Raw genomic sequence first — 26,342 nt, 5'->3', positions numbered from 1 at the left:
CATTGTTCAGTACTATAACCTTAGTTATAGTGCCCTGCACATTGGTTCGTCTTGTTCAGTTTTCAAAGGTCTTTGTCGCTCTCGCGCGACAACTATATTAGTATATCACGTCCATGAAAACTTGTCAATATCTTTTTTCTATTTTTTTAAATTTTTATTTTTATGAAAAAGGATGCTTTCTTACATCCTTTTTCATAAATGTTGATCCTTGAAGTCTTTCAAGTATTCTTTTAGCCTTCTCCTCATCTTTGCTCTTCCTGAAAAACGTTGATTCATCAGAAGTTTATCATAATCTTCTTTTTCTTGATCGGTTAGATTTTTTCGGAATTCTTTTAGGGCTCCTCTTAATAGGACTAGTTCATCCAAAAAGAGTTCTTTTGATCGAAGTCGATGACTGATTTCTCCAATTTCTGTATAAGGGACCTTATTTAACTTCCTTTTATCACTTTCTTGTTTTCTAACTTTATCTTTTATATGGTTACGAAACTTTGTTTTGAAGTAGGTTAATAGAATTTCTTCATTTTCTTCTACCTCCGGATTACTTATTTGTAACTCATACAGCACTAGTCTTCCCTCTTGTTCCCAATCTGCGTGATCCCAAAGATGAATATAAAATTCCTTTTCACATTTCCATACTATCCATTTTACTTTTTCATATGTTTTTTTAAAGTTCATTGGACCTCCTTTCTAACTAGTCTTCATTTTAAAGGAGGTTTTGATTTATTTGTGCTTATTTTCTATTTGGGATCTTTTCTTATTCTAATTGGTCATTATTTTGATAAGAATGTCAGAATAATGGTTTTATCAAACAAAAAAAGTTGCTACCAATGTAACAACTTTTGTGATAGTCCGTACGGGATTCGAACCCGTGTTACCGCCGTGAAAAGGCGGTGTCTTAACCCCTTGACCAACGGACCATTTTTACAACGTATTCTATTATATCAGTTCTTTTTCATCTGTCAACACTTTTTTGAAAAAAAAAGAGCCGAAATTTCGGCTCCCTTGAATGTAGACAAACTATTGTTTTACATAAAAAAGCAAGATGCTTTTCAAAAAATTACTTTTATTTTTAGTCATTTAGGAAGATTAGAAACTTTTCCGCCGTGAGAAAAGTGCCTGAAACGTAATAGTTTCAGGCACTCGGAATTATTGAGACCTTAGGCTCAATAATTAGTCATGGAACTTCTTAGAAGTTCGCTGACGTCCGATCTCACCTAAGGAAAGTTTTTAGAAGACTTTATCTTCAATCTGAGGAGCCGAAATTTTCGGCTCCTTCTAAAAGCTTTAGAAGACTATAGAGTTTATTACTTATTTTCTTCCATTTTAGATTTAATTTCTTCATAAGATAATGGTTTAGATTCTTTTTCCAATTCTAAATCAGTATCTTCTGGCATTTTACCTGTTTCATACAATGACTTGATTTGAACACTATCCAAGGTTTCGTATTTCAACAAGGCCTCTGCAATCAATTTGTGGGTCTCACGATTGCTCTGGATGATTTCAGCCGCTTTATTGCGAGCTTCATTCAAAAGACTTCTTACTTCTTCATCAATTTCATATGCAGTTTGCTCTGAAATGAATTTTTGAGTCGTTTGAGCTCCAAACATAGCATGGTTGCCTTCGTATTGAACTGGACCAAGTTTTTCACTCATTCCATATTCCGTTACCATGGCACGCGCCATTTGGGTCGCTTGTTCAAAGTCATTGGAAGCTCCTGTGGTTTGGACGTTGAAGATAATTTCTTCTGCAACACGTCCTCCCATCAATCCAGCCAATTGTTCTTTCATATCTTCTTTAGAAAGAAGCATTTGGTCTTCTTTTGGAAGAGCAATCATATAACCACCAGCACGTCCACGTGGAACGATGGTCACCTTGTGAACAACACGAGCATTAGATAAGACTAAACCAACAATGGTATGCCCTGCTTCATGGTAAGCAACTAATTCGCGTTCTTTTTGAGAAACTGTTCTGTCTTTCTTAGATGGACCAGCAATCACACGGTCTTCTGCTTCATCAATATCAGATGCATCAATAACCTTCTTATTGCGACGAGCCGCTACCAGAGCTGCTTCATTTAAGACATTTTCAAGATCCGCTCCAACAAATCCCGGTGTTTGTTGGGCAACTAGTTTCAAGTCGACATCTTTGGCTAATGGTTTGTTTTTAGCATGGACACGCAAGATAGCTTCACGTCCTTTTACATCTGGACGGCCAACTAAAACCTTCCGATCAAAACGACCTGGACGAAGGAGGGCTGGGTCCAAAACATCTGAACGGTTGGTGGCTGCAATCACGATGATGCCTTCGTTTCCTTCAAAACCATCCATCTCAATCAAGAGCTGGTTGAGGGTTTGTTCCCGTTCATCATTTCCCCCACCAAGGCCAACTCCCCGTTGACGTCCAACAGCATCGATCTCATCGATAAAGATAATGGCTGGTGCTGCTTTTTTGGCATCTTCAAATAGAGAACGAACCCGGCTTGCACCGACACCGACAAACATTTCAACGAAGTCAGAACCTGAAATACTGAAGAATGGTACGCCAGCTTCTCCTGCAACTGCTTTAGCAAGTAATGTTTTACCAGTTCCAGGAGGGCCTTCAAGAAGAACACCTGCTGGGATACGGGCACCTAATTTTGTAAAGCGTTTTGGATCTTTTAAGAATTCAACCACTTCAACAAGTTCTTGTTTTTCTTCTTCAGCCCCTGCTACATCTGAAAAACGAACCTTGATATCTTCTTTATTGGTAGCACGCGCTTTGTTACGGCCGAAGTTCATAGCTCCGCGGGCGCCACCGCCACCGCCTTGGTTCATCATGGAGAAGAAGAAGAACATGACAATCACAAAGGGAACGATTGAAGTCAGAATGGTAATCCACATTCCACTTGAGCTTTCCCGTTTAATAGTGATGTCAGCCTTATGTTCAGATGCTAAGTTTTGTAATTCTTGAACAGTCAAATCAGACGGTAAGATCACACTCGTGAAGCGAGTCACCTTACTTGGACTTGGAGTGAAAAATTGAACCCCTGTATCATCCTTGCTGGTTTTTGCTTTGTTATAGGTACCGGAAATTTCAATGACACTACCGTTTGGCTGATAGCTAATTTCCTTGACGTTGTCTGATTTAAGCTCTTTTACCAATTCTGTATAATTGATTTGCTGACTTTGTCCGATACTATTTCCAGCAAAGAAATACTGAAAACCTGTAACAGCAGCTACAATAATCAATAAGTACAGAAAAGGATTTCGAACAAAACCATTGTTTTTGTTATTTTTCATCTAATTTCCTCTATTTTGAATACACTTCTTCTTTCAACACTCCGATATAAGGAAGGTTTCGATAGTTTTCATCGTAGTCTAAACCATAGCCCACAACAAACTCGTTTGGAATGGTAAAGCAAGTGTAATCTGCTTCAATCTCAACCAAGCGTCCTTCAGGTTTATCCAACAAGGTAGCAATTTTAACAGATGCTGGTTGACGTCCTTCAAACAATTCTTTCAAACTCTTAAGAGTTTTACCAGTATCAATGATATCTTCAACAAAGAGAATATCTCGACCCTTAATGTCTTGGTCCATATCTTTGATAATATTAATCACGCCTGAGCTTGATGTTCCACCATGATAACTAGACACTAGCATAAAATCCAACTCAATATGCGTATCAATATGTTTGATCAATTCCGCCATAAATGGGACTGACCCTTTTAAAATCCCTACTAAAATCGGATTTTTCCCTTGGTAATCTTCTGTCAGTTTTTGACCAAGTTCACGTGCTGCAGTCACGATTTCATCGTGGGAAATGAGTATCTTTTTGATATCTTGTTCTAACATCTTTTTTACCTATCTATTTTCTGGATATAAATTATATCCTTCATTATACCATTTTTTAATTCCTTACTCAAATCACTGATCGCAATTTCAGGAATAGCCAGTATTTGTTTATCTTGTTCTAAAACCACCAGATTGTTTCGTTGATCTAAAGGGATTTTTTGGTTAATCAACAATCTGCTAATTTTTCTATGGTGACCGTTTATCAGAATACGATCTCCCCTTTTACGGGGTCGAAGAGAAACTGGATGGTTGTTTGGAAGTGGGATAACTTCCATATATGAATCGCTTGGTTCCACTCCAAATAAAAAGCGATAAGCACCTACTGTCTTTATGGTTCCAAATTGTAACAAATCTTCTGATATTCGGTCATCCGTCCTACGACTGATTTTCCGAATTTCAAAATAGTGATAGTCTTTGTAAAGTTCATAACCATTCTTTAGAACTTGTTGCGTATTGGACTTGGTCACTGCTATTCTATGTAATTGTTCAAATTGTGCCCGACTCAATTGCAAATCTGGAAAACTAGCTAGATACTCTTCCAGCAAATAAATCTGAACAGCTAGTGATTGCTTTTGAAACTGTGTCACATCTTGTGGATTCAAATCTTTGGTCAACTCTTTTAAAGCCTGGTGCCAATGACTGAGATCTTCTCCTAAGTTGACCAAAGCACTCGTCACTTGAGGATTTTCTTTTTCTAACAGTGGGAGATAACGATGACGGATACGGTTACGGAAATAGTCCAAGGAGCGGTTGCTCTTATCCTCGAAATGAAAAATTTCTGGAAAATCCTTTTTTTTGAAATGTAAGAGGGGACGAATCAACACACCCTGTCCAAATGGTTGTTTTAAAGGAATACCTTTTAAATGCCGTGGACGACTCCCACGAATCAGACGCATTAAAATCGTTTCTGCCTGATCATCCATATGATGAGCGGTGACGAGAGCGCTACAAGCTTCTTCTTTCATAACTTTTTCAAAGAAATCATAGCGGAATTGTCTAGCTTGGCTTTCAGAAAAAGGACCAGAGAAATGGGCAACCTTCAGCGGTAGATGTTTTGCTTCAGCTAATGCTCGAATTCCTCTTTCTTCTTGGTCAGCTTCAATGCGTTGGTGATGATTGACATGAGCAAGTACGAGGTCGATTCCTAATTGGTGCCGATAATGGTAGAGCCAATCCAGTAAGGTCATGGAGTCCACCCCTCCTGATAAAGCCAAAAGGACTTTTTGATTAGATTCAAAAAGCCCCTCCTTTAGACAGAACTGAAGAAATTTATCTTTCATTACTGTAAGACCTCATAAATATCTTTGGCAATTGCTGAGATAGTCTCGTAATCAGAGTGATCCGTAAAAATAGCTAAAATAAATGGTGATTCTGTATAAACAATGGCAACATCATGACGGAAATCATAGGCATCTCCAATCTTGTGAGCGACCTTGACTGGGATATCTTTTGAAATTCGTTGATCATCAAAGCGAGTCTCTGACAGAGCATCAATGATTCCACCATTTTGTTGGTAGATAGCTTCCATGACATTTCCTGCCATTTTTGGAGATGCCATTCTAGTTTCTACATTCCACGTTTTTCCTGCAATCTTATTGGTCACCTTTTGAAATTCTTTGTCTGATTGATGCGTTACATAATAGCCTAAAATGTTTTGCGCAACATTATCAGATTCTTTGGCCACTCGGTTAATCAAATCAGCGACGGTATAATCCTTATCATCCGGTGTTTTTGAAATACTTCCACTGCCTTCCGGTTCATAAGCTCCTGGATAATCATTGACTTCTTTTATATATTTTAAAGGAGTCTGCAAATCTACACGGTTTTCGTTTACCTCTTTTTGAGTATAGTACAAATACAAGAGCTTGGCTATACTAGCAGAATACATTTCCTGGTCTTCATGTATCCCAGCAGTCTTTCCAGTATCCACCTGCTTCACGTAAACTGCAATTCCGTCTTTGTTGTACTTCTGATTGAGAATCTCTTGGACTTTCTCCATCCGATTATCTGTAGCAGAAAGTTCATCTTTTGCAATCCACCCCTGGCCAGAAATTTCTAGATAGGTCCCTTTTAAAGTTTTGGCAGTCTTGGTGATTTCAACCTTACTATAGGGAGTTAGACTTGTTTTTTTGCTTTTTGCGCCATTTACCAAGGGTTGATCATAAACTGTAAAAGAGGATGTCAGCCACATGTTTTTTTTTTCTTCTGTTAATTCCAAAATCGAATCTTCGTAAATTTGATCTTGATCAGCTACTACATACTGTTTATTCGATAATTTAAAAACAGATTTCCCTTGGTCGTTCACAAACAATTGATCAACAGTAAAGGGAGTATCTGGCTTGATTTCCCCAGCTTTTTGACGCAATTCTGGATCCGAATAGGTCACGATTGGCTGATAAACATTCGGATTGGACGGTATGGAGACAAAGAAATGATCCTGAGTCCCTATTTGACTAGTGTATGAAGAATCAGCAGTCAGTGGAACTTGGACTTGGGATGAATCAGATAAGGGTTGGGTGACTAAGAAAGTAGGAAAAATCATCCAATAAACTAACTTATTCATCCTTGCTCCTTTCCTGAGTTTCTTCTTGCAATTTTAAGGCTTGATTTTTTTTAGCTAACTCTTCTAATTTTGTATCAGAATATTCTAGAAATTGTTGAACGGTTTTTACAATATTTTCCATTATTTCGGTAATAAATTAGGTATCGTATAAATATATTCGCCATCTTTAGAGAAGGAATATTTTGCGCGTGCATATTTTGCAGCGTATTCGTCATCCTTCAACTTCTCTACGATATCCTTTTGATATTCTTTTTCCTCAAGGGTTTGCTGATATTGTTCTTGCAATTGAACGTATTGTTGTTTGCGTTTTTGAAGCGTCTGGTAACTCTGAGCCAGATTATAAGTTGGGAGAATAAACAATAAAATAATTAAAATGAGAACCCAACCCATAAAACGGTTCTGTTTTTTTCGCTCCTCATTCTGGTATTTCTGACGCTGATGTTCGTCTTGAATATACCGATTATTCATTTGTACAATATTTTTAGGCATCTTCTTCTATCCTTGTTTCACGAATGATTTCATACATTTTAGACGCATCTTCTTTTTTAGTACTATCTAACATTTCCAACACTTTTACTGTCAATAGCTTATTTCCAAAGCGAACTTCGACTTCGTCATTTACCTTCAAGTCGGTTGAACTTTTCGCTAGGACCCCATTGACTTTGATGCGCCCCTTATCGGCTACTTCTTTAGCTACAGGGCGTCTTTTGATAATGCGGGAAACTTTTAAATATTTATCTAATCTCATCGTATCACCTCTAATGTATTATTGTACCATTTTTTTAGAAAGAGCCTAGTAAAATCTTTCTTTCTAGTCTTGTTTTTCCATTTTTTCCTGCTTGATGGCCAGTAATTTTTCCCCAAATTGTCGCAAGCCTTCTAAAATTTCGAAGTCTTTTTTATTTCGCACATCAAAGATTAATTCAATCAATCCTTGGCTTTCTGCAATACGAGCTTTTAAATTAGTTGCTGATAAGGCAGCAAAATAATCTTGAGTCAAGAAAAGTTGCTTGGTAATTGGCTCAAATTTCACCGTTATTTGATTATCTTTTCGATCAACCACTTTAACAAAGACCTGGTCCAGATAAGATTTGATAAACCCTATTTCTAGGAGATAGGCTACCACATCAGGATATTCTCCGAAACGATCAATCAATTCGTCTTGCAGCAGTTCATAATCTTCTTGAACTTGTATTTCTCGAATGCGTTTGTAAATTTCAATTTTTTGACGTTCATCGGAGATATAATCACTTGGAATGTAGGCATCAATTTGGAGATTGAGCTCCGCATTTCCTTTTTGGCGTTTTTTCTCTTTTCCTTGTTTCTTCTCAATAGCAGCTTCGAGTAACTGTGAATACATTTCAAATCCGACTGAATCGATAAAACCAGATTGAGAAGCCCCTAAAATATTTCCGGCACCTCGAATAGACAAATCTCGCATAGCAATCTTAAAACCAGATCCTAATTCAGTGAATCCTTTAATAGCTTCAAGACGCTTTTCAGAAACTTCTGTCAAGGTTTTATCCGGCCGGTACATCAAATAAGCATAAGCAATGCGATTGCTTCGTCCAACCCGTCCTCGCAATTGGTAAAGGGTAGACAAGCCCATATGGTCGGCATTTTCAATAAAGAGGGTATTGGCATTTGGGATATCCACCCCTGTTTCAATAATGGTGGTTGTGACTAAAATATCATACTCACCTTCAATGAAATCCATCAAGGTGTTTTCCAACCGCACCTCACTCATCTGTCCATGGACAAACCCAATAGAGGCTTCCGGTACCAATTCTTGTAACTCTGAAACTTTTTGCTCAATGGTATCTACCTTGTTGTAGAGATAATAAACCTGACCTCCCCGATCCATCTCCCGACGAATAGCATCTCGGATAATGGTTGGATTGGTTTCTAGGACATAAGTTTGAACGGGATAACGATTGGTCGGTGGGGTTTCAATAACAGACAAATCCCGAATCCCCAACATAGACATGTGAAGGGTCCGAGGAATGGGCGTTGCCGTTAAGGTTAAAACATCGACCTTTTTCTTTAACTCCTTGAGAGTTTCCTTGTGTTTGACACCGAACCGTTGCTCCTCATCAATCACGATAAGACCGAGATCCGCAAATTCCACATCCTTAGATAAGAGACGGTGGGTTCCAATCAAAATATCGACCTGGCCTTTTTTTAGTTTTTCCAAGGTTTCTTTTTGCTCAGCACGACTCCGGAAACGACTCAAGACATCAACTTCTACTGGAAAGGCCTCGAAACGTTCTTTGAAATTAGCATAGTGCTGTTGAGCTAGGACTGTTGTCGGAACTAAGACAGCCACTTGTTTGTGGTCCTTGACAGCTTTAAAGGCTGCTCGCATAGCAACTTCTGTCTTCCCAAATCCCACGTCTCCGACCAAGAGGCGATCCATAGGGCTTGAAGATTCCATATCCTTCTTGATTTCTTGGATCGAGCGAATCTGATCATCTGTTTCAACATAGGGAAAAGCCTGATCAAAAGCTTCTTGGTTCTCATCGTCTGGAGTAAAGGCAAAGCCTTTCAATTGGCTTCGCTCTGCATAAAGTTGAATCAGATCATCTGCAATATCCTCTACTTCCTGACGGACCTTTTGTTTGGCCTTTTGGAAGCGACCATCATTGAGTTTGTTGATTTTAGGAGGTTTGCCATCACTCGCAACATACTTGGACAGCATCTGGATTTGATCCACAGGGATGGAAATCCGATCTCCATTTTGATATTGGATGGAGACATAGTCTCGGTGGACACCAGAAATTTCGATGGTTTCTAGTCCCAAATACTGACCAATTCCATGAACCTGGTGAACAACGTAGTCTCCCTTTTCCAACTCATTGTAGTTTTTTAACCGCTCCGCGTTAGAAATAGTTTGCCGACGAATCTTTCGTTTAACCTTTTTCTGGAAGATTTCTGTCTCTGTAATCAGGACAATCTTCTCATCCACAAAGTGGAAGCCACGCGCCAACCCACCGATGATCAACTGGCTCTGCCCTGGATGAAGCTGATCAGGTGCAAGATAATCCAGGTCAATCCCATAATCTCTCAAGTGCTCTTGTAACTGGTGGAGTCCTTGTTTACTCGTCACCTGAAGAATGACTGTGTAGTCTTGTTTACGGAAACGGTCAATTTCATCTTTTAAAAGAGAGAACTGACTGAAGAATTCCTGCATGGGGTATTGGTTAAAAGAATAGAGGGCATCAAATCGCAGATTTCCCAAGCCTTTTTGGAAATTTGAAAAATAAGAAGCTGGTTTATAAGTGCGTAAGAGTGCGCTATTGTCCGCAAAATACTGGGCTTCAGCGAAAGAGCGACTCTTTTGTAGGTCCTCTGTCAAAAGGTTGGCAACTTCTATATCAAACCGCGCCTCCTGATCCATGATTTTATGGTAATCATCCAAAAAAAGAGGAGCATGTTTAGGGAGGTAATCAAAGAGAGTGTAGGTTTGCTGATAAAAAAGAGAGAGAAATTTTCGACTATCTGCATGGAGATGCTGGTGATGCGCTTCTGTGAGAATCTCACCCAAATAGGATTTTAGCTCTGGATGAGGACTTTTTTGAATCAGATTTTCTAGATTCTTCTGCCCTCTTAGAAAATCATCTTTAGTTAGTAACATATCACTAACTGGATGAACCGTTACCGCATCTAGATTTTCTAGTGAACGTTGAGTCTCTGGAGAAAAAGTCCGAATACCATCAATCTCATCTCCAAAAAATTCCAGGCGATAAGGGAAATCTTGACTGGCTTCAAAAAGATCTAAAATATCCCCTCGAAGACTAAACTCTCCCTGTTGGCTTACCTGTGAAACCATTTGATAGCCCATGGCCAGGAGGGTATCTTTCAATTCTGTCAGATTTCGTTCTTCTCCAACAGAGAAAGATTGAATCATAGAGCTGACAGTCTTTGGATTGGGTAAGAGCAAACGACTACCACTTACATTGGCAATAACGATTCCTTCTTTTTCTGGAGCTAAAAGAAAGTCCAGAGCTTCCAGACGAGAAAAGACCCGTTCCTGGGAAGCAAAGACAAACTCTGCCAAAGGATTGTCATCTCCGAGGAAAAGATAGACCTTTTCTTCGCCCAATAATCCCAATAAATCACTGGCGAGCCGTTCTGCTTCATTTTGGGAAGAGGTCAAGACCAAGACCTTGTGTCCGTCTTCGACAACTGTCGCCATGGTAATGGCTTTTGTAGACGAAGACAGTCCTAGTAGAAGAGAGCGACTTCTTTTTTGCTGGTCTTGTTGCCATTTTCTGATATCTTTATTCTGTTGAAATAGATCAACCAGTGTCTTATATTTATCCATTGTATTGTTGCATTGTTTTTTCAAACTGACCTTCTTTTAAATAAAAGCGAAGAGCTTCCTCTGATTTGTCGATAGCAAGGAGGATGGTAGCATAATCATCCTGATCGAATTTTCCTAAGACGTGGTGGACTACTGACATACCATGCTTGGGTCTTCCGATTCCAATCTTGATGCGATTAAAGGTCTGAGTGCCAATATGGTTGATGATAGACTTGATTCCGTTGTGGCCTCCAGCTGATCCTTTGGCCCGAAGGCGAATCTTGCCGACTTCCATATCCAAGTCGTCATAAATAACGACCAAATCTTCCACCTCTAAACCATAATAGGTCAAAAGCGCGTGTACGGCCTTGCCACTCTCATTCATAAAAGTGGTTGGCTTGACCAAAAAGACCTTTTCTCCATCTATAAAGGTGGAGGTCACATCTGCTTGAAAAATCTTATCATGTGAAAAAGTGAGGTTGAGAGACTTCGCCAGCTGATCCACTAACATAAAGCCTACATTGTGTTTGGTTTCCACATACTTATCTCCCGGATTTCCCAATCCGACGATTAATTTTGTCATTTACTTTCCCTTTCAAAAGCCAAAAGGGCTGGAATTTTTTTCCAACCTTTTGGTTATTTACTTATTTTCTTTATACATTGAAGCGGAATTCCATGATGTCGCCATCTTGAACGACATATTCTTTTCCTTCTTCTCGCAAGCGTCCTGCTTCTTTTACAGCCTTTTCAGATCCATATTTGACCAAATCATCATAAGACATGGTCACAGCACGGATAAATCCTTTTTCAAAGTCTGAGTGGATAATTCCAGCTGCTTGAGGAGCTTTCATACCACGTTTGAAAGTCCAAGCGCGAACTTCTTTTTCACCAGCTGTGAAGTAAGTTCCAAGTCCAAGTAAATGGTAAGCTGCACGAGTCAACTTATCCACACCTGACTCTGTCAAACCAATGGCTTCAAGAAACTCTTTTTTATCTGCATCGTCTAATTCAGAAATTTCTTCTTCCGCACGCGCAGAAATCACTACTACTTCTGCATTTTCTGTTTCTGCGAATTCACGAATTTGCTTCACATAATCGATCGAATCTGGGTCTCCAACGACATCCTCATCCACATTCGCTACATACAGAACTGGTTTAGTGGTCAAGAGGAAGAGACCTTTGACAACTTTTTGTTCTTCGTCTGTGAATTCAATGGTACGAGCTGACTTCCCGTCTTCCAGAACTGGCTTAATCTTTTGAAGAACGTTAAATTCTGCAACGGAATCCTTGTCTTTTTGCGTACGGGCCATCTTTTCCACACGCGCATAGCGTTTATTCACAGATTCTAAGTCAGCCAAAATCAACTCTAGGTTAATAGTATCAATGTCTGCTAGTGGATCAACAAAAGCATCTTCACGACCTTGCTCCCGCATGACATTTTCATCATCAAAAGCACGTACCACATGGACAATGGCATCCACTTCACGAATATTGGCCAAGAATTTATTACCAAGTCCTTCCCCTTTAGAAGCACCTTTTACAATCCCTGCTATATCTGTAAATTCAAAGGTTGTCGGAACTGTCTTCTTAGGAGTGATCATTTCCGTTAATTTTTGGAGGCGTTCATCTGGAACTTCTACCATTCCAACGTTTGGATCAATGGTCGCAAAGGGATAGTTTGCAGCCTCTGCTCCTGCTTTTGTAATTGCGTTGAATAGGGTTGATTTACCAACGTTTGGCAAACCAACGATACCTGCTGTTAAAGCCATTTATCTTCTTCTCCGTTCACATTTCAATCCCTTTTATTATAACATAATTCAAAGCACAAGATAATGAAAAAATGCTCTCTCTTAAAACTAAAAGTCACCTGTCCAATCCTGTAAGAATATGGTATAATCAAACCAACAATAATAAAGGAGTTTTCGTCATGAAAAAACTATCAATTAAATCGATCCTTCTGCCTCTTTTAGCAGTCTTTACCCTATTTCTTCTGGGAGCTTGTGGACAAAGTACAAAAAAAGGGTACCTTCAATTAATTAACCAAGATAAGAAAACTGATATTCGTTTGATTGTTGAATATCAGGGTGATAAAATTCTAAGTACAGATTCTACAACTGTTATTTACTACGAAGGAGCAGGATTGCCAAAAGAACAATTAAAAAAAGTTATTGATGAATACGATAAAAAATTCAAAGATGTCAAAGGATTCTCACACTCTGCAGAATACAAGGATGACTATGTCGTTGAAAAAACAAAGATTGATTATACCAAGGCAGATTTAAAAGAATTACAAGAAAATCAGTTAATTGCTACACAAGAAAATCAAAATGTTGATTACATTGGCTACAAGACAACACTTAAAACCTTTAAGTCTAATGGCTTCAAAGAAGTAAAAGATGGAAAATTTGAAGAATTAAAATAATACAAAAGGTTCAGTCACCAAGATGACTGAACCTTTTACAATACTTTTTTCATTTTTTGATCGAAATCATGACGGCTCATCATGACCATATGATCACAATTGCTACAACGAATTTTGATATCTGCCCCTACTCGCCGAATTTCCCAACGATTGGCTTTTTTCCCTGTTGCTTTAATAGTACAAGCATGGGGTTTTTTCATTTCTACAAAATCACCGACCTGATACATGGATTTTCCTTTCATCAACATAGAAGACGAAAAGCTAGCCTGTTCAATGCTAGCTTTTGGCCCTTAATTGGTCCGAACTGGTGTAATTAATTGAATGAAGCGTTCAGATTCCTCAGCTGGTACCAATGTAAAGGGACGAACTGCAGAGATGAAGCGTATGACGACTTTTTCACTTTCAATAGCTTTCAAAGCGTCAATCAAATAAGTTGGATTAAAGCTGATGTTTAAATCATCTCCCGAAACTGCTTCTGTATCAATTTCTTCATTCACGCGCCCTACTTCAGGAGAATTGACGTGGGCAGAAACAACCCCACTAGCAATTTCTAATTTAACAGTACCGTTTTGAGTAGCATTAGACAACAGGCGGGCCCGTTCCATGGCTTGGCGAAGATGAGCAACTTTAAAGGTTACTTCCGAACTAAACTCTGTTGGAATCAAGCGATCCGTATCTGGATAGTTTCCTTCCAACAGGCGTGTGTAGAAACTGATATTGTCACTTCTAAATAAAATCTGGTTATTGGCAAAGAAGACTTCAACCTGTTCAATCTCATCTGAAAAGACAGACGTTAATTCGCGTAAAGAACGGCTTGGAATCACAACATCAAAGTTATCCCCATTTTTTTTAAGGGTAATATTTTTTTGACTCATTCGATGAGAATCCGTTGCCACCGTTTTTAATTCCTTGTGATCAGAAAGAACAAAATGAACTCCTGTCAAAATCGGACGACTTTCCTGAGTACTTGCTGCAAAAGCTGTCTCAGAAATGATTTTCTTCAAGGTTTGAATTGGGAGCGTTAGAGGGTTGCTGGCTGAAATTTCTTGAATACGAGGATATTGTTCTGCATCTTTCCCTTTAAGGGTAATTTCTGATTTTCCACTAACTAATACAATTTGTTTTTGTTCGATTTCTTTCACATCTAAAACGACATCTGGTAGACTGGACACAACATTGATAAAGAAAGTTGCTTCTAAAAGAATAGCACCTGGTGTCGTTACTAGAAGGCCTGCATTTTCATCTTTAACAGAAATAAAGTATTCGATTGAGATTTGTCCATTTGATCCAATGAGAGTAATCCCTTCAGAAGTGACATCGATCTTAATAGTGGATAAGATTGGAATTGCATTTTTTGAACTAATGGCTCTTTTTGTCGTATTTAAAGCTTGTAGGAAATAAGCCTTGTTAATAGAAAAATTGATCATGAGATCTCCTTTTATTATTTTAGTATTAGTAAGTTAATAGTAATAGTAGAGTGTGTGGAACATGTGGAAAACTCTTCTAAAGCCAGACAGGAATTGAAAAGTGCCTTGTTCACAGCATGTGGAAAAATAAGCGAGTTTTTCTAGGATTGTCCACATGGGATTACTTTAATTTTTTCTTGATGGTTTGAATCTCGAGTCTGAGATTGTCATCAATTTCGATCATCCCTTTGATTTTTTCATAAGCATGCATGACCGTTGTGTGGTCTTTTCCTCCAAATTCACGCCCAATACGAGGAAGACTATTGTCGGTCATCTCGCGGGCGAGGTACATAGCTACTTGTCGAGCTAGGACAATATTTTGAACCCGTCGAGAGCCTTTCATTTCATTGACACTGACATTGTAAAATTTTCCAACTTCCGTTTGAATCTTTTCAATAGGAATCACCGTAATTTGTAAGGCTTCATTCTTACGAGCTCGAATGGCTTCAGCTGCGACATCTATTGTAATATCTTTGATTTTTTTAACTCTTGCCACAAGAGAGATATCGTTCAAAGCACCCTCTAAGTCTCGGACGTTAGAATCAAATTGACCTGCTAGGTATTCGAGTGTATCATCCGGGAAAGTAAAGTCCAGGTCTTCGATTTTATTTCTCAAAATAGCGATTCGAGTTTCAAAATCTGGTGGTGTAATATTTTGCGTCAAGCCCCACTTAAAGCGCGTGACTAGACGTTCTTCTAAGCTATCTAAATGATCAGGACTACGATCGCTGGTTAGGACAATCTGCTTATTATCCCCATAAAGAGCATTAAAGGTATTAAAGAACTCTTCTTGAGTTGTAACCTTTTTTCCTCCAAGCGATTGAATATCATCAATTAAGAGCAGATCCAAGTTTCGATAGGTTTTTTTAAAGGTATCCATATCATTGAGGCGAAGACGCTCTAAAAATTCATTGATAAAGGATTCTGCTGGGATGTATTTTACTCGAGCATTTGGGTAGTTTTCCATAATCTGATTCCCAATTGCGTTGAGCAAATGCGTTTTACCTAAACCGGGTCCTCCATAGATAAATAAAGGATTATAAGTGGTAGCAAGGTTTTCAGAAACTGCTAAAGCGGCAGCCAAAGCCCATTGATTTCCGTCTCCACTTACAAAATTATCAAAGGTGTATTTCTTTCTTAATCCTGTTTGGATAGGAGGCAAATCTACTATTGGAGCATGGCTAACTGCATAGTCTCTGGTTGTTTCTGAAAGGGGAATAAACTCCTTTTCTTCTTCCTCTTCTTCAAGATTGAATTGATAGGAAATGGTTAATTCTACTGCATAAATTTCAAAACCAGCAGTCAGAATCACCTTTGTCATATTCTCTTCCCAGAATAATTTCTTTACTTCTGCATCTAAATAAATAACGGCTTCTTGTTGATCGACTTTGATGAGTCTTGAAGTAAGGACAAAATAGTCAAAGATTTCTTTTTTAAATGTCTTTTTACTTAATTCAATCACACGATTCCAGAATGTTTCTTCTCTTGACACTTATCGCCCTCCTATTCATTTTTTACTTTCTATGTTTTTCTTATTTTATCATAAAAGGAGGGAGTTTTCCACAACTTGTTCTAAGGGAATAAAAAAGAGTTTTTTCCACAATATGTGAATAGTTATCCCCAATGTGTGTAGAAGTTTTCCACAGGTTGGGGGTAAGAGAGAAGAAAGTAGAAGTATCAAGTAAGGAGGAGTTTTAAAGAAGTGGATAAATCTGTTAATTGTGTTATAAAAAATAACAGCCTCATTTGAGACTGTTAATAATTCGTTGGTATTCATCAAGGTTGTTAAATGAAATATGAATACTACCTTTTTCTTGTTTTGTCAGACGGATTTCTACTTCGGTTCCCAGCATCTTTTTTAATCTGTTTTCTTCCTGTGCTAAAAAGAGTTCTTTCTCTTTTTTACTTGGCCTTTTCTTTTTTTGACCAACCTTTTCTTCCAAACTACGAACGCTTAGCCCTTCTTTCAGAGTTCGTTCCAACCAATAGATTTGTAGATCTTCTTTTAAAGGAACTAAAATGCGGGCATGTCCTTGTGAAATTTGATCATTTTTGATGGCTTCTTTGACAATTGGTGAGAGATGAAGTAAACGGACCATATTGCTGATGTAAGGACGAGATTTTCCCATAAATTGTGCAATTTCTTCATGGGTAGCCCCTTTATCAATAAGATGTTGGTAGGATTCAGCCTCTTCAATTGGATTCAAATCTTCCCTTTGTAAATTTTCGATAATGGCTTGTTTGATCATGTCATCATCTGATAAGTCTCTTATAATCGCAGGGATTTCTTTGAAACCAGCCATTTGAGCTGCTCGGTAGCGTCTTTCTCCAGCAAGTAGTTCATAACCAACAATAGGAGATTTTCGAACAATAATGGGCTGGATTAATCCATTTTCTTTGATTGAAGCTGCGAGTTCTTCTAATTTTTCTTGTACAAAGGTTTGACGAGGTTGAAAAGGATTGGTTCGTATTTGCTTTACGTCAATAATATCAATTTTTTCCATGATGTATATAGCATAACACACCTTTACAATTTCGTAAAGGTGTGTTGACACTGTTGTAAATTTACTTAATTTCCAAGATTTTCTGTAGATTTTGTCAGCTCAATGGTAGCTGTTTTTTGCTTACCATCTCTATAGAAAATGACTTTAATTTTATCACCAATTTGATGAGAATAGAGGGCAGATTGTAAATCTGCAGTTGATTCAATGGTTGTGTCATCGATTTTTGTAATGATATCTAATCGACGCAAATATTTGGATGCCGGCATATCATTTTCAACTGAGCGGACAAGAACCCCACCTTTGAGTTTGCTTGGAATGTCTAATTGGCTAAGATCAGAAGAGGATAGGTTAGCCAGGTCCATCATGGTAATTCCAAGAGCTGGACGAATGACTTTACCATCTTTTTCTAAATGTTCAATAATATTTTGTACATCATTTACAGGAATTGCAAATCCCATTCCCTCAACCGCAGTTTGGCCATTTGAAGAGATTTTACTTGAGGTGATTCCGATGACTTGTCCCTGAATATTGATAAGAGGACCACCAGAATTCCCTGGGTTGATTGCAGCGTCCGTTTGTAACGCTTTTGTAGATACATTTTGGCCGTCTTCTGATTTGAGCTTCACAGTACGTCCGAGACTAGAGACAATCCCTTGGGTAACGGAATTGGCAAATTTTGTTCCTAAAGGACTACCAATAGCGATTGCGGTCTCTCCAACAGTCAACTTAGATGAATCCCCAAATTCAGCCACGGTCGTAACATTATCTGAACTGATTTTAACAACCGCAATATCTGAGAAAGTATCAGAACCAACAACTTCTCCAGAAACTTTATTTCCATCTGCAAAGAGAATATCGGCTTTTGTTGCTCCCATTAATACGTGAGCATTTGTTACTAAATAAGCATCTTTACCGTCTTTTTTATAGATAACACCTGAACCTTCACTAGCTACTTCTGGATCAGAATCTATTTCTCCATTGATGAAGCCTTTTTCAGAGGTTTCAGCATAGGTAATAACAGAAACAACAGCATTTTTAACCTTATCAACAGCTTCACTAGTTGATGTTGTATTCTTATAAGCACGATTAACTTTGGTAGATTTTATTTCTTGGCTAGGATTTGTAGAATTCCCCTTGGTAAACTGGAAAGAGGTCAAGGTCCCTAAGATTCCTCCAGTAAACCCAATGACAAGAACAAGTAAAAGTTGCAAAATTTTTTTTAGAAAATTTGATGGTTGTTTCATAGTTTTCTCCTATTGTTCCAATTATGGAAAAGTATAGACCTAGTTTCTTAATTATAACTTAAAATGGAAATTTTTTCCACAAGTTGTGGAAAACTGTGTATAAGTGTGAAAAACGTGAATATAGAGCCATTTTTTGAAAGATAGATGCTGGTCTATTTGTTGAAGACTTGTGTATAAGTTCATTTGTGTTAGAATATGAATATGAAAATTAAGATTGTAACAGTTGGAAAATTAAAAGAAAAGTATTTAAAAGATGGAATCGCCGAGTATACGAAACGCTTGGGGCGGTTTACGAAGCTAGAAATGATAGAATTACCGGATGAAAAAACTCCTGATCGGGCTAGTGATTTAGAAAATCAGCAAATCCTAGAAAAAGAAGGAAATCGCATATTAGCTAAAATTGGAGATCGTGAGTATGTGATTGCCTTAGCGATTGAAGGGCAACAATTTCCATCTGAGAAGTTTAGTCAAACCATAGAAGAGGTGACTGTACGAGGGTATTCTGAAATTACCTTCGTGATTGGAGGAAGTCTAGGTTTGTCCCCAGCAGTTAAAAAACGAGCGAATTTACTTATGAGTTTTGGAAAGTTAACCCTTCCCCATCAATTGATGAAGCTTGTTTTAATCGAACAAATCTACCGGGCATTTATGATTCAACAAGGAAGTCCTTACCATAAATGAATCTTGACGCTCCTCCTATTTTCTGATAGAATAAAAAGACATCTGGTCTCATAGCTCAGCTGGATAGAGCATTCGCCTTCTAAGCGAACGGTCGCAGGTTCGAATCCTGCTGGGATCAAAATAAAAACGTGATTTTTATACAAATCACGTTTTTTTGTTACTTAGTTTAAAAAAAACTAGAATTTTTCTAAACAGATGGGATAAAAAAATTGCAAAAACTAGATTTTTCGTTCCAAATAGCTGTAAAAATGAACCAAATAGCGGAAATGTTAAAAAAGTCTTTGATTTTTTACTAAAATTTATGTATATTAAATTTAATAATTTAATGATCAAATAAATTATAAGGAGATTTTTTTATGAAAAACAATCCATCAACAATTTCTAAGGACTTTAAACTTCTTACAGAAAAAGAATTGCAGCAAATCTGTGGAGGGGATAAACGCAAAAAAAATAATTTTTCTGATCTTATTGGGCTTATTTTTGGTAGAGGAGGAAACTGATGTTTCTAAATACCCTATTCTCAATTTTAACTATTTTTACAATTTTTTTATCTTTTTTAAAAATTGATCAAAAACTTAATAAATATAGTAAACAATTGATTTTAGGATCTGGTGTTGTTGCTGTATTTGTCATCACAGTGGTCTTAGATTACTTTGATTTACATATTGATTATCTAATGTTATGTCTATGGCCACTATTTCTTTATCTTTATTACTATTTTATTTGTAATCTTCAACGTCAGATAGCGGTTCTTTACTCATTCATCATTTATCTAGCAGTTGAAAGTACAGATACATTTTTATCTGTAATTACTTCTTCTATTTTTGGTGATAGTATAATTAACCAATACTCTGATTATTACTTTTTAACTATTCGAATTATCTCACTTATTTTAATTATGAAGGTATTAACGATTCTCGAAGTGAATCTTCTCTATTTTAAAGAGCGGGTTTTTAAGAAATTTGTCCAACAATTGATTGTTAGTTATCTTATTTTAACCTTAGTATTGAATGCTTCTCATTGGATAAGTGATATTGCTCATTTCAATAGTTTTGGTAGCATGGTAGCAACGATTTGTTTCTTGATCTTTATTGGAACCATGGTTCAAATGAAGACGGTTCGAGATCGTTATGAAAAGAAAATGGAGTTGAAGCAAAAGAGGTTCGAACAACGCCAAATGGAGCAGTATATGAATAAAATTCAAGGCCTCTATTTAGAATTAAAAGGTTTTCGTCATGATTTTGGCAATATTATCACTTCCTTAAATTTAGCGATTGAGGAAGAAAATATTGAGGATATTAAACGAATTCAAAGAGATGTTCTTGAGGAATGCTACGGTCAACTCCAAAAAGAAGAATATACAGGATTTGACCTAGGAAATATTCGAGATTCTGCTTTGAGAAGTATCCTAAGTAGGGGATGGATCTATGCAGAGGAAATGGGTGTCAAACTAACCTTTGAAACAGAAGATATTATTGAAAAGGTTCCAATGAGATTGTTGGATCTCGTACGAACCGTTGGAATTTTAGTCAATAATGCTATTGAAGCTGCTAAAATGAGTCAAGAAAAAGAAGTTCAAATAGCGATTTTTAATATGCCGAATGGAGTGCATCTGATCATAAAGAACTCTATTTCTGATGAACCGATTAATTGGAATAAGCTCTATGAAAAGGGATTTTCAACTAAAGGGGATCGTAGAGGAATGGGCCTTGCGATTGTAAAAGAGCTTATTGGAGAATATGCTGCTATTTTTCTAGAGACAGAGTTGATCAATGGAAGATTTACGCAGAGCTTAGTTATTGGAGAGAAAGGAAGATAAATGAATATTGTATTGCTAGAGGACGAAATTTCTCAACAAGTTCGAGTAGAGAAACATGTAAAAGCTATCGCTGAGGAGGAAGGCCTACGATTAAATATTGTTTCCACCAGTAAAATAGCTGAACTAAAGGAATATCTAACCAATGGTGATTTTCATCAGCTTTTCTTCCTTGACATTGATATCAAAGGGGATGAAAAAGCTGGTATCAAGGCAGCTCAAATGATTCGTGAGGTCAATCCTTTTGCCATTATTGCCTTTATCACGACGAAATCGGAATTTGCAACCATTACCTATCGTTACAAAGTATCAGCTCTCGAATTTATTGAAAAAACCTTGAATGAAAACTTATTTAAGGAAAAAATTCGAGAATGCATTCTCTACTTGAAGAAGAATGTGATTGAAAATAAAAATATCATTGATTTCTTTGAGTATAGTTTCAAAAATATGGAAATTCGAGTTCCATATCGAGATATATTGTACATTGAAACAACTGGAGTTTCCCACAAATTGCGACTTGTTGGAAAGAATTTTCAAAAGGAATTTTTAGGGACTATCAAGGATATACTTGAGAAAGATGTAGATAATCATTTCTTTAGTCCCAATCAGTCCTATCTAGTCAATCAAAGAATGATTGTCAATTTTGATCGTCGCAAGAGACTCTTGATGTTAGAAGAGGAGACAACTTGCCCTGTTTCTCGTACACAGGTGAAAAGGGTCGAAGAATTATTAAATAAAATACAGAAAAAGGCTTGACAATTTTTGAATCGATGGTATAATGGGATATGTTCTGTTAATGACATGGTCCGTTGGTCAAGGGGTTAAGACACCGCCTTTTCACGGCGGTAACACGGGTTCGAATCCCGTACGGACTATATCTCATTCCGCCATAGCTCAGTTGGTAGTAGCGCATGACTGTTAATCATGATGTCGTAGGTTCGAGTCCTACTGGCGGAGCTAAACTAGCATCCTAAGGGATGTTTTTTTTGTTTAAAATAAGAGCCCCTTCCAACTGAAGGGGCTCTTTATGATGCGAATTTACTGATTTTTTGAGGATTGAGATTTCTTTCGAATAGCATTGTAGCAAACGAAGGAAAGAATTCCGAGTAGGAAAGCAATAGTTCCTTCTTTTAACCCATGTGGTATGAACTGTAGAACAACCTGTCCTTTTCCTTTAGGGACATCAACAGCCATAAATCCTTTTTGAGCCCTTCGAACAGGGACAGGTTGATTATTGATCGTCGCTGCCCACCCTTTATCATAAGGAAGGGTGAAAAAGAGACTTGTATAGTGGTCTGCTGTAAAATCTGCAGTGACGGTATTTCCTTTGGTTTGCACATGAACTTCTTGTTGGTGCACCCTTTCAAAGGCTTCCTGGTAGGCTTGAAGATTCAAAGCAAAAAATTCTGGATTTTGGAAGGTTACTGTAGAATTTTCAGGGAAGGCAATTCGAACCTTAACAGTTTCTCCTGCTGTAAAGTGACCAATGGTGAAGAATGGAAATACATTGTCTGTTGTATAGCGGTTGACTTGGCCATTCGTAATGATCTCCACATCGGTATAATCTTCATTCTCAAATTCTAAAGAAGGAAGGTTCACATAAAGTTGACTATCGTTTTGAATGTAGAGCTCATATTCGATACTGGCATAAGTCAAAAAACTATCTGTTTCAACTTTAGCTTTCTGAGGACCTTGAGAAGGATCATCTGCACCAGTTTTCAGTGGATGTAATCGCTGATAGTAAGTCAACGATTGACCGGTTAGATGATTGAGAAAGTTCTTTTGGTTATCCAAGGTTAGATTAGAAAATGGGATATCCTTGTAGGGATTTGCAGTTAAAAATGCAAGTGAAAGAGCCATTTCATTTTGATACAAGGTCTGATTTCCTTGCGTTTCCAATTTATGAAAAGCAAACTTTTGAGGATTCCTATCTGAAATATTGTATTTGATCCCGAACAGACTATCCATTAGTAATGTATTGTTTTGATAGCGCAAATTCAAGTTGGTTCCATCTGATTTAAAACCGAGTTTATCTAGGGTCGAACTGGTATCTGTATTTCTGACAGATGAAAATTGGGAGATCCCTCTAAAATTGTATTTCATACTATCATTACCTGTTTGAGGTTGGAGAATCTCTGTTCGGTAAAAATTTTGATCATCCTGTAAACTTCTTGTCAACTTATCAATTGCTGGAATCTTTCCTTGGTAAGAAGAACGAGCTGCAAATACCCATTCATTTGCAATCCCATCGATCTGATAATAGCTGTTTATACTGACTTCAAACAGACAGAAGAAAAGAATAACAGCAGAAAAAATTGGATAAGAAAGTTTACGAACTGTAAAGGCAAGTGTCACAATAAAAAATACAAGAAGAAATTCTAGTGTCAATACATAATGACTGCTTGTCAAGAAAGGATAATGCTTGCGATAGAGAAAAGTGAGGATAAATCCAATGCTAACTAAACTGAAAGCTAGGCAGAGTCGTTGCCAATTGATTTCTTTTATCCGATTGAGGACCTCTGCCGCCATGAACAAAATAGTCAATGAAAAAAGCCAGGCATAACGGTGAAGAAACATATTAGGAGCATGCATTCCCTGCCAGAATAAATCTAGAGCTTGTAAATAGAAACTTGCAATAAGAATGACTAATAAGGTTAAATATGCTAGTTTCACGTGAAACCGAATCGATTTGACAAAGAAAAATAGAAAGGCAAGTAAGAATGGAAAAAGACCAACATAGATCATAGGGATAGCCCCATATTTTGTTGTATCAAAACTACCAATTAAATTCTTTGCAAAAACGTCTAAGTACCAACTATTTTCTGTAAAAGTTCTTGTAATCTTTGTAAAGTTTTCCCCATGAGTTCGTAAATCCAATATGGTGGGGTAAATCATGATCAAGCTAGTTACCCCTGCTAAAATTGACACAATTGTAAAGTCAAAGAAAGAAGACCTTCTTTCTTTAAAGTCCCAGGAAAGCTGAGTAAAATACCATAAAGTCAAGAAGAGAGCCATCATAAATCCAAAATAATAATTTTGGATAAATAGGATGGTCAGACTTGTAAAGTAGAGAACTCGCTTCTTTTGAGTCATTAAACGGTGTAAACCTAAGAGAATGAGCGGAGCCAAAATGAAGACATCGAGCCAGGTTTTGATTTCAATCTGACTGATGGAAAAACTCATTAATGCAAACAAAGTTGACAGTGAAAGAATCAAGAATTGTTGGAGTTTAGGATAGATTCCCTTAATGGAATAATAAGTTGACAACCCAATCAAGCCTATTTTTATCAGTGTAAAGAGATAGACGGAATCAACCATGGATAAACTGTCAAAGAAGAAGACAAAGGGAGATAGAAAACTTCCTAAGTAATAGCTGGAAAGAGCGTAAAAATTTAAGCCGAGTCCGCTTGTAAAGCTGTAAAGGAGGCTGTCGGTTCCGTGTAAAATATTTCGTAAGGTAACGTCGAAAATAACGTATTGATGAAAGCCATCACCTAATAAAGGAGAAGTTTCACTCCCCCAATAAATACCCTGACTGAGGTAGACGAAAAATAAGATTGTAAAGGGAAGCAAAAAAGCTGTAAAGTAAAAGATGATGGGGTGTGATAGATATTTTTTAAATTTCATATAGTCTATTGAAAGACCCTGAAACAAGGGTTTCAGGGTTTTTGATTCTTTGGAGTGATTTCTTAGTCTTTCCAAAGTTCTTTAACTTTTGCTTGAACTTCTTGGTTTTCTAAGAATTCATCATAGGTTTCATCAATCCGGTCAATGACACCATTTTTTGAAAGAACAATGATATGGTTGGCAAGAGTTTGAATAAACTCATGGTCGTGACTGGCAAAGATGATCGATTCTTTGAAGTTTTTCAATCCATCGTTCAAGCTTGAAATTGATTCCAAATCCAAGTGATTTGTAGGATCGTCAAGTACAAGAACATTTGACTTCAAAAGCATGAGTTTTGAAAGCATCACGCGCACTTTTTCTCCCCCTGACAAGACATTGACAGGCTTGTTAACCTCATCTCCAGAGAAGAGCATGCGTCCGAGGAATCCACGAAGGAAGGTATTGTCATCTTCTTCTTTACTTGCGAATTGACGGAGCCAGTCAAGAATTGACTCGCCACCTGCAAAGTCAGCTGAATTGTCTTTTGGTAAGTAAGAGCGGCTAGTTGTAACTCCCCACTTGACAGTTCCTTCATATTCGATTTCACCCATAATAGCACGGATCAAGGCAGTGGTTTGGATGTCGTTTTGTCCGATAAGAGCTGTCTTGTCACCTGGACGCAAGATGAAGCTGATGTTGTCAAGAATAGTTTCACCGTCAATTTTTACAGATAAGTTCTCTACTGTCAACAGATCATTTCCAATTTCTCGCTCCGCTTTAAAGCTGATAAATGGGTATTTTCGGCTAGATGGGACAATTTCTTCTAACTGAATCTTGTCAAGCATCTTTTTACGTGACGTTGCCTGTTTCGATTTTGACGCATTGGCAGAGAAACGAGCCACAAATTCTTGTAATTGTTTGATTTTTTCTTCTGCTTTGGCATTACGGTCTGCTAACAACTTGGCAGCCAGTTCAGATGATTCTTTCCAGAAATCATAGTTACCAACATAGAGTTTGATTTTTCCAAAGTCTAGGTCGGCCATGTGGGTACAGACTTTATTCAAGAAGTGACGGTCGTGGGATACAACGATAACGGTATTCTCGAAATCAATCAAGAAATCTTCTAACCAGGTAATAGATTGAATATCAAGACCGTTGGTCGGCTCGTCCAAAAGAAGGACGTCTGGTTTACCAAAGAGAGCTTTGGCTAGGAGGACTTTTACTTTATCACCATTTGCTAGTTCACTCATATTTTGGTAGTGGAGCTCTTCTGGAATATTCAGATTTTGGAGGAGTTGTGAAGCTTCACTTTCCGCTTCCCAACCACCTAGTTCAGCGAATTCTCCTTCGAGTTCTGCTGCGCGGACACCGTCTTCATCTGAAAAATCTTCCTTCATATAGATAGCATCTTTTTCCTTCATGATGCTATAAAGTTTTTCATTTCCCATGATAACGACATCAATGGCACGCTCATCTTCGTAGTCAAAGTGATTTTGACGAAGAACAGAAAGACGTTCGTCTGGTCCAAGAGAAATATGACCAGTTGTCGGTTCAATATCCCCAGCTAAGATTTTTAAAAAGGTTGATTTTCCAGCACCATTGGCCCCAATCAAACCATAGGTATTTCCTTCTGTAAATTTGATGTTGACATCATCAAAAAGTTTACGATCACTAAAACGTAGTGAGACGTCTGTAACTGTTAACACGTATATTTCTCCTCTTTTTCTGTCTATATAAGCCTATTTTACTAGAAAACGCTTGATTTTTCAATGAATACCCTTAAGCATTTGAGGGAGATGATAATGGATGATAAAATAGGGAAGAACTTGACTTTCCCTTGATGTCATTATATAATGAAAAGCAATCAGAAGAGTAATTTGTATTCGTTTTTTAGAGAGCTTATGGT

23 protein-coding genes, 4 tRNA genes and 1 other annotated feature (1 of these 28 cut by a window edge) are annotated in these 26,342 nt (G+C 37.6%); of the genes, 8 read left to right on the top strand and 19 right to left on the bottom strand.

What is annotated here, in order from left to right; all coding sequences use genetic code 11:
* Nucleotides 1-192 precede the first annotated feature (192 nt).
* From AC3E6G_RS08325 to ychF, 12 genes are all read right to left on the bottom strand, one after another.
* Nucleotides 193-675 carry a sigma-70 family RNA polymerase sigma factor gene (locus tag AC3E6G_RS08325; protein ID WP_140814430.1) on the bottom strand — a complete coding sequence of 161 codons (483 nt, stop codon included), beginning with the start codon at nt 673-675 and terminating at the stop codon, nt 193-195.
* Nucleotides 676-845: 170 nt separating this feature from the next.
* Nucleotides 846-917, bottom strand: a tRNA-Glu gene (locus tag AC3E6G_RS08320).
* Nucleotides 918-1,304: 387 nt separating this feature from the next.
* Nucleotides 1,305-3,278 (bottom strand): ATP-dependent zinc metalloprotease FtsH, encoded by a 1,974-nt coding sequence (ftsH, locus tag AC3E6G_RS08315; RefSeq protein WP_223356300.1) that lies wholly within the window; start codon nt 3,276-3,278, stop codon nt 1,305-1,307.
* Nucleotides 3,279-3,288: 10 nt separating this feature from the next.
* Nucleotides 3,289-3,831 (bottom strand): hypoxanthine phosphoribosyltransferase, encoded by a 543-nt coding sequence (gene hpt / locus AC3E6G_RS08310; RefSeq protein WP_048690450.1) that lies wholly within the window; start codon nt 3,829-3,831, stop codon nt 3,289-3,291.
* Nucleotides 3,832-3,836: 5 nt separating this feature from the next.
* Nucleotides 3,837-5,111 (bottom strand): tRNA lysidine(34) synthetase TilS, encoded by a 1,275-nt coding sequence (gene tilS, locus AC3E6G_RS08305; protein ID WP_414282400.1) that lies wholly within the window; start codon nt 5,109-5,111, stop codon nt 3,837-3,839.
* The gene (locus tag AC3E6G_RS08300; protein ID WP_490700811.1) at nt 5,111-6,394 is read right to left on the bottom strand and encodes a serine hydrolase; all 1,284 of its coding nucleotides are present in this window, start codon (nt 6,392-6,394) and stop codon (nt 5,111-5,113) included. Before AC3E6G_RS08300 ends, tilS begins: the two co-directional genes overlap by 1 nt.
* Nucleotides 6,387-6,515 carry an SP_0009 family protein gene (locus tag AC3E6G_RS08295; RefSeq protein ID WP_260469288.1) on the bottom strand — a complete coding sequence of 43 codons (129 nt, stop codon included), beginning with the start codon at nt 6,513-6,515 and terminating at the stop codon, nt 6,387-6,389. The genes AC3E6G_RS08300 and AC3E6G_RS08295 overlap by 8 nt, the downstream gene beginning before the upstream one ends.
* Nucleotides 6,515-6,883: a septum formation initiator family protein gene (locus tag AC3E6G_RS08290; protein ID WP_023024832.1), complete on the bottom strand. Its 369-nt coding sequence runs from the start codon at nt 6,881-6,883 to the stop codon at nt 6,515-6,517. Before AC3E6G_RS08290 ends, AC3E6G_RS08295 begins: the two co-directional genes overlap by 1 nt.
* Nucleotides 6,876-7,142, bottom strand: coding sequence for an RNA-binding S4 domain-containing protein (locus tag AC3E6G_RS08285; protein ID WP_023024830.1), 267 nt, complete (start codon nt 7,140-7,142; stop codon nt 6,876-6,878). Before AC3E6G_RS08285 ends, AC3E6G_RS08290 begins: the two co-directional genes overlap by 8 nt.
* 63 nt (nt 7,143-7,205) lie before the next feature.
* On the bottom strand, nt 7,206-10,718 hold the full coding sequence (mfd, locus tag AC3E6G_RS08280) for a transcription-repair coupling factor (RefSeq protein ID WP_490700815.1): 3,513 nt from the start codon (nt 10,716-10,718) through the stop codon (nt 7,206-7,208).
* Nucleotides 10,711-11,280 (bottom strand): aminoacyl-tRNA hydrolase, encoded by a 570-nt coding sequence (gene pth / locus AC3E6G_RS08275; RefSeq protein ID WP_048690437.1) that lies wholly within the window; start codon nt 11,278-11,280, stop codon nt 10,711-10,713. Before pth ends, mfd begins: the two co-directional genes overlap by 8 nt.
* A 70-nt stretch (nt 11,281-11,350) precedes the next feature.
* On the bottom strand, nt 11,351-12,466 hold the full coding sequence (gene ychF / locus AC3E6G_RS08270; protein WP_490700810.1) for a redox-regulated ATPase YchF: 1,116 nt from the start codon (nt 12,464-12,466) through the stop codon (nt 11,351-11,353).
* 158 nt (nt 12,467-12,624) lie between these two features.
* Here ychF and AC3E6G_RS08265 point away from each other — a divergent pair, with 158 nt between their 5' ends.
* Nucleotides 12,625-13,119: a DUF1307 domain-containing protein gene (locus tag AC3E6G_RS08265; RefSeq protein ID WP_490700809.1), complete on the top strand. Its 495-nt coding sequence runs from the start codon at nt 12,625-12,627 to the stop codon at nt 13,117-13,119.
* Between the two features lie 35 nt (nt 13,120-13,154).
* On the opposite strand, the gene AC3E6G_RS08260 is transcribed toward AC3E6G_RS08265, so the two are convergent.
* From AC3E6G_RS08260 to htrA, 5 genes are all read right to left on the bottom strand, one after another.
* Complete coding sequence (locus AC3E6G_RS08260) at nt 13,155-13,346, bottom strand: DUF951 domain-containing protein (RefSeq protein WP_061564542.1); 192 nt, start codon at nt 13,344-13,346, stop codon at nt 13,155-13,157.
* A gap of 63 nt (nt 13,347-13,409) precedes the next feature.
* On the bottom strand, nt 13,410-14,546 hold the full coding sequence (gene dnaN / locus AC3E6G_RS08255) for a DNA polymerase III subunit beta (protein ID WP_490700808.1): 1,137 nt from the start codon (nt 14,544-14,546) through the stop codon (nt 13,410-13,412).
* A 160-nt stretch (nt 14,547-14,706) separates the two neighbouring features.
* Nucleotides 14,707-16,047, bottom strand: a complete 1,341-nt coding sequence (gene dnaA / locus AC3E6G_RS08250; RefSeq protein ID WP_376739471.1) for a chromosomal replication initiator protein DnaA — start codon at nt 16,045-16,047, stop codon at nt 14,707-14,709.
* Nucleotides 16,048-16,327: 280 nt separating this feature from the next.
* Nucleotides 16,328-17,089 (bottom strand): ParB/RepB/Spo0J family partition protein, encoded by a 762-nt coding sequence (locus AC3E6G_RS08245; protein ID WP_048690428.1) that lies wholly within the window; start codon nt 17,087-17,089, stop codon nt 16,328-16,330.
* A gap of 65 nt (nt 17,090-17,154) precedes the next feature.
* On the bottom strand, nt 17,155-18,333 hold the full coding sequence (htrA, locus tag AC3E6G_RS08240; RefSeq protein ID WP_048690427.1) for a serine protease HtrA: 1,179 nt from the start codon (nt 18,331-18,333) through the stop codon (nt 17,155-17,157).
* 201 nt (nt 18,334-18,534) lie between these two features.
* Between htrA and rlmH the strand changes: the two genes are divergently transcribed.
* The 7 genes from rlmH (at nt 18,535) to AC3E6G_RS08205 (ending at nt 21,787) form a co-directional block, all read left to right on the top strand.
* A complete protein-coding gene (gene rlmH, locus AC3E6G_RS08235; RefSeq protein WP_048690423.1) occupies nt 18,535-19,014 on the top strand; it encodes a 23S rRNA (pseudouridine(1915)-N(3))-methyltransferase RlmH in 480 nt (159 codons plus the stop codon).
* Nucleotides 19,015-19,058: 44 nt separating this feature from the next.
* Nucleotides 19,059-19,132: transfer RNA gene (locus AC3E6G_RS08230), tRNA-Arg, on the top strand.
* Nucleotides 19,133-19,370: 238 nt separating this feature from the next.
* Nucleotides 19,371-19,514 (top strand): ComC/BlpC family leader-containing pheromone/bacteriocin, encoded by a 144-nt coding sequence (locus AC3E6G_RS08225; protein ID WP_490700807.1) that lies wholly within the window; start codon nt 19,371-19,373, stop codon nt 19,512-19,514.
* Complete coding sequence (locus AC3E6G_RS08220; RefSeq protein WP_065426890.1) at nt 19,514-20,833, top strand: sensor histidine kinase; 1,320 nt, start codon at nt 19,514-19,516, stop codon at nt 20,831-20,833. The genes AC3E6G_RS08225 and AC3E6G_RS08220 overlap by 1 nt, the downstream gene beginning before the upstream one ends.
* Nucleotides 20,834-21,586, top strand: a complete 753-nt coding sequence (locus tag AC3E6G_RS08215; RefSeq protein WP_048690420.1) for a response regulator transcription factor — start codon at nt 20,834-20,836, stop codon at nt 21,584-21,586. It abuts the gene before it with no gap.
* Between the two features lie 47 nt (nt 21,587-21,633).
* Nucleotides 21,634-21,705 (top strand) — tRNA-Glu (locus AC3E6G_RS08210).
* A gap of 8 nt (nt 21,706-21,713) precedes the next feature.
* Nucleotides 21,714-21,787 (top strand) — tRNA-Asn (locus AC3E6G_RS08205).
* 81 nt (nt 21,788-21,868) lie between these two features.
* Here the strand turns inward: AC3E6G_RS08205 and AC3E6G_RS08200 are convergent.
* Nucleotides 21,869-24,457 (bottom strand): YfhO family protein, encoded by a 2,589-nt coding sequence (locus AC3E6G_RS08200; RefSeq protein WP_125335161.1) that lies wholly within the window; start codon nt 24,455-24,457, stop codon nt 21,869-21,871.
* Between the two features lie 62 nt (nt 24,458-24,519).
* Nucleotides 24,520-26,142: an ATP-binding cassette domain-containing protein gene (locus AC3E6G_RS08195; RefSeq protein ID WP_006595336.1), complete on the bottom strand. Its 1,623-nt coding sequence runs from the start codon at nt 26,140-26,142 to the stop codon at nt 24,520-24,522.
* Between the two features lie 143 nt (nt 26,143-26,285).
* Nucleotides 26,286-26,342 (top strand) — a binding site (T-box leader); it runs 169 nt beyond the window's last position.

It is taken from the genome of Streptococcus sp. SCPM-O-B-23252 (M501) (assembly GCF_058200355.1).
Note: the sequence above shows the minus strand (reverse complement) of the source record. Positions and strands in the feature narration are given on the sequence as shown.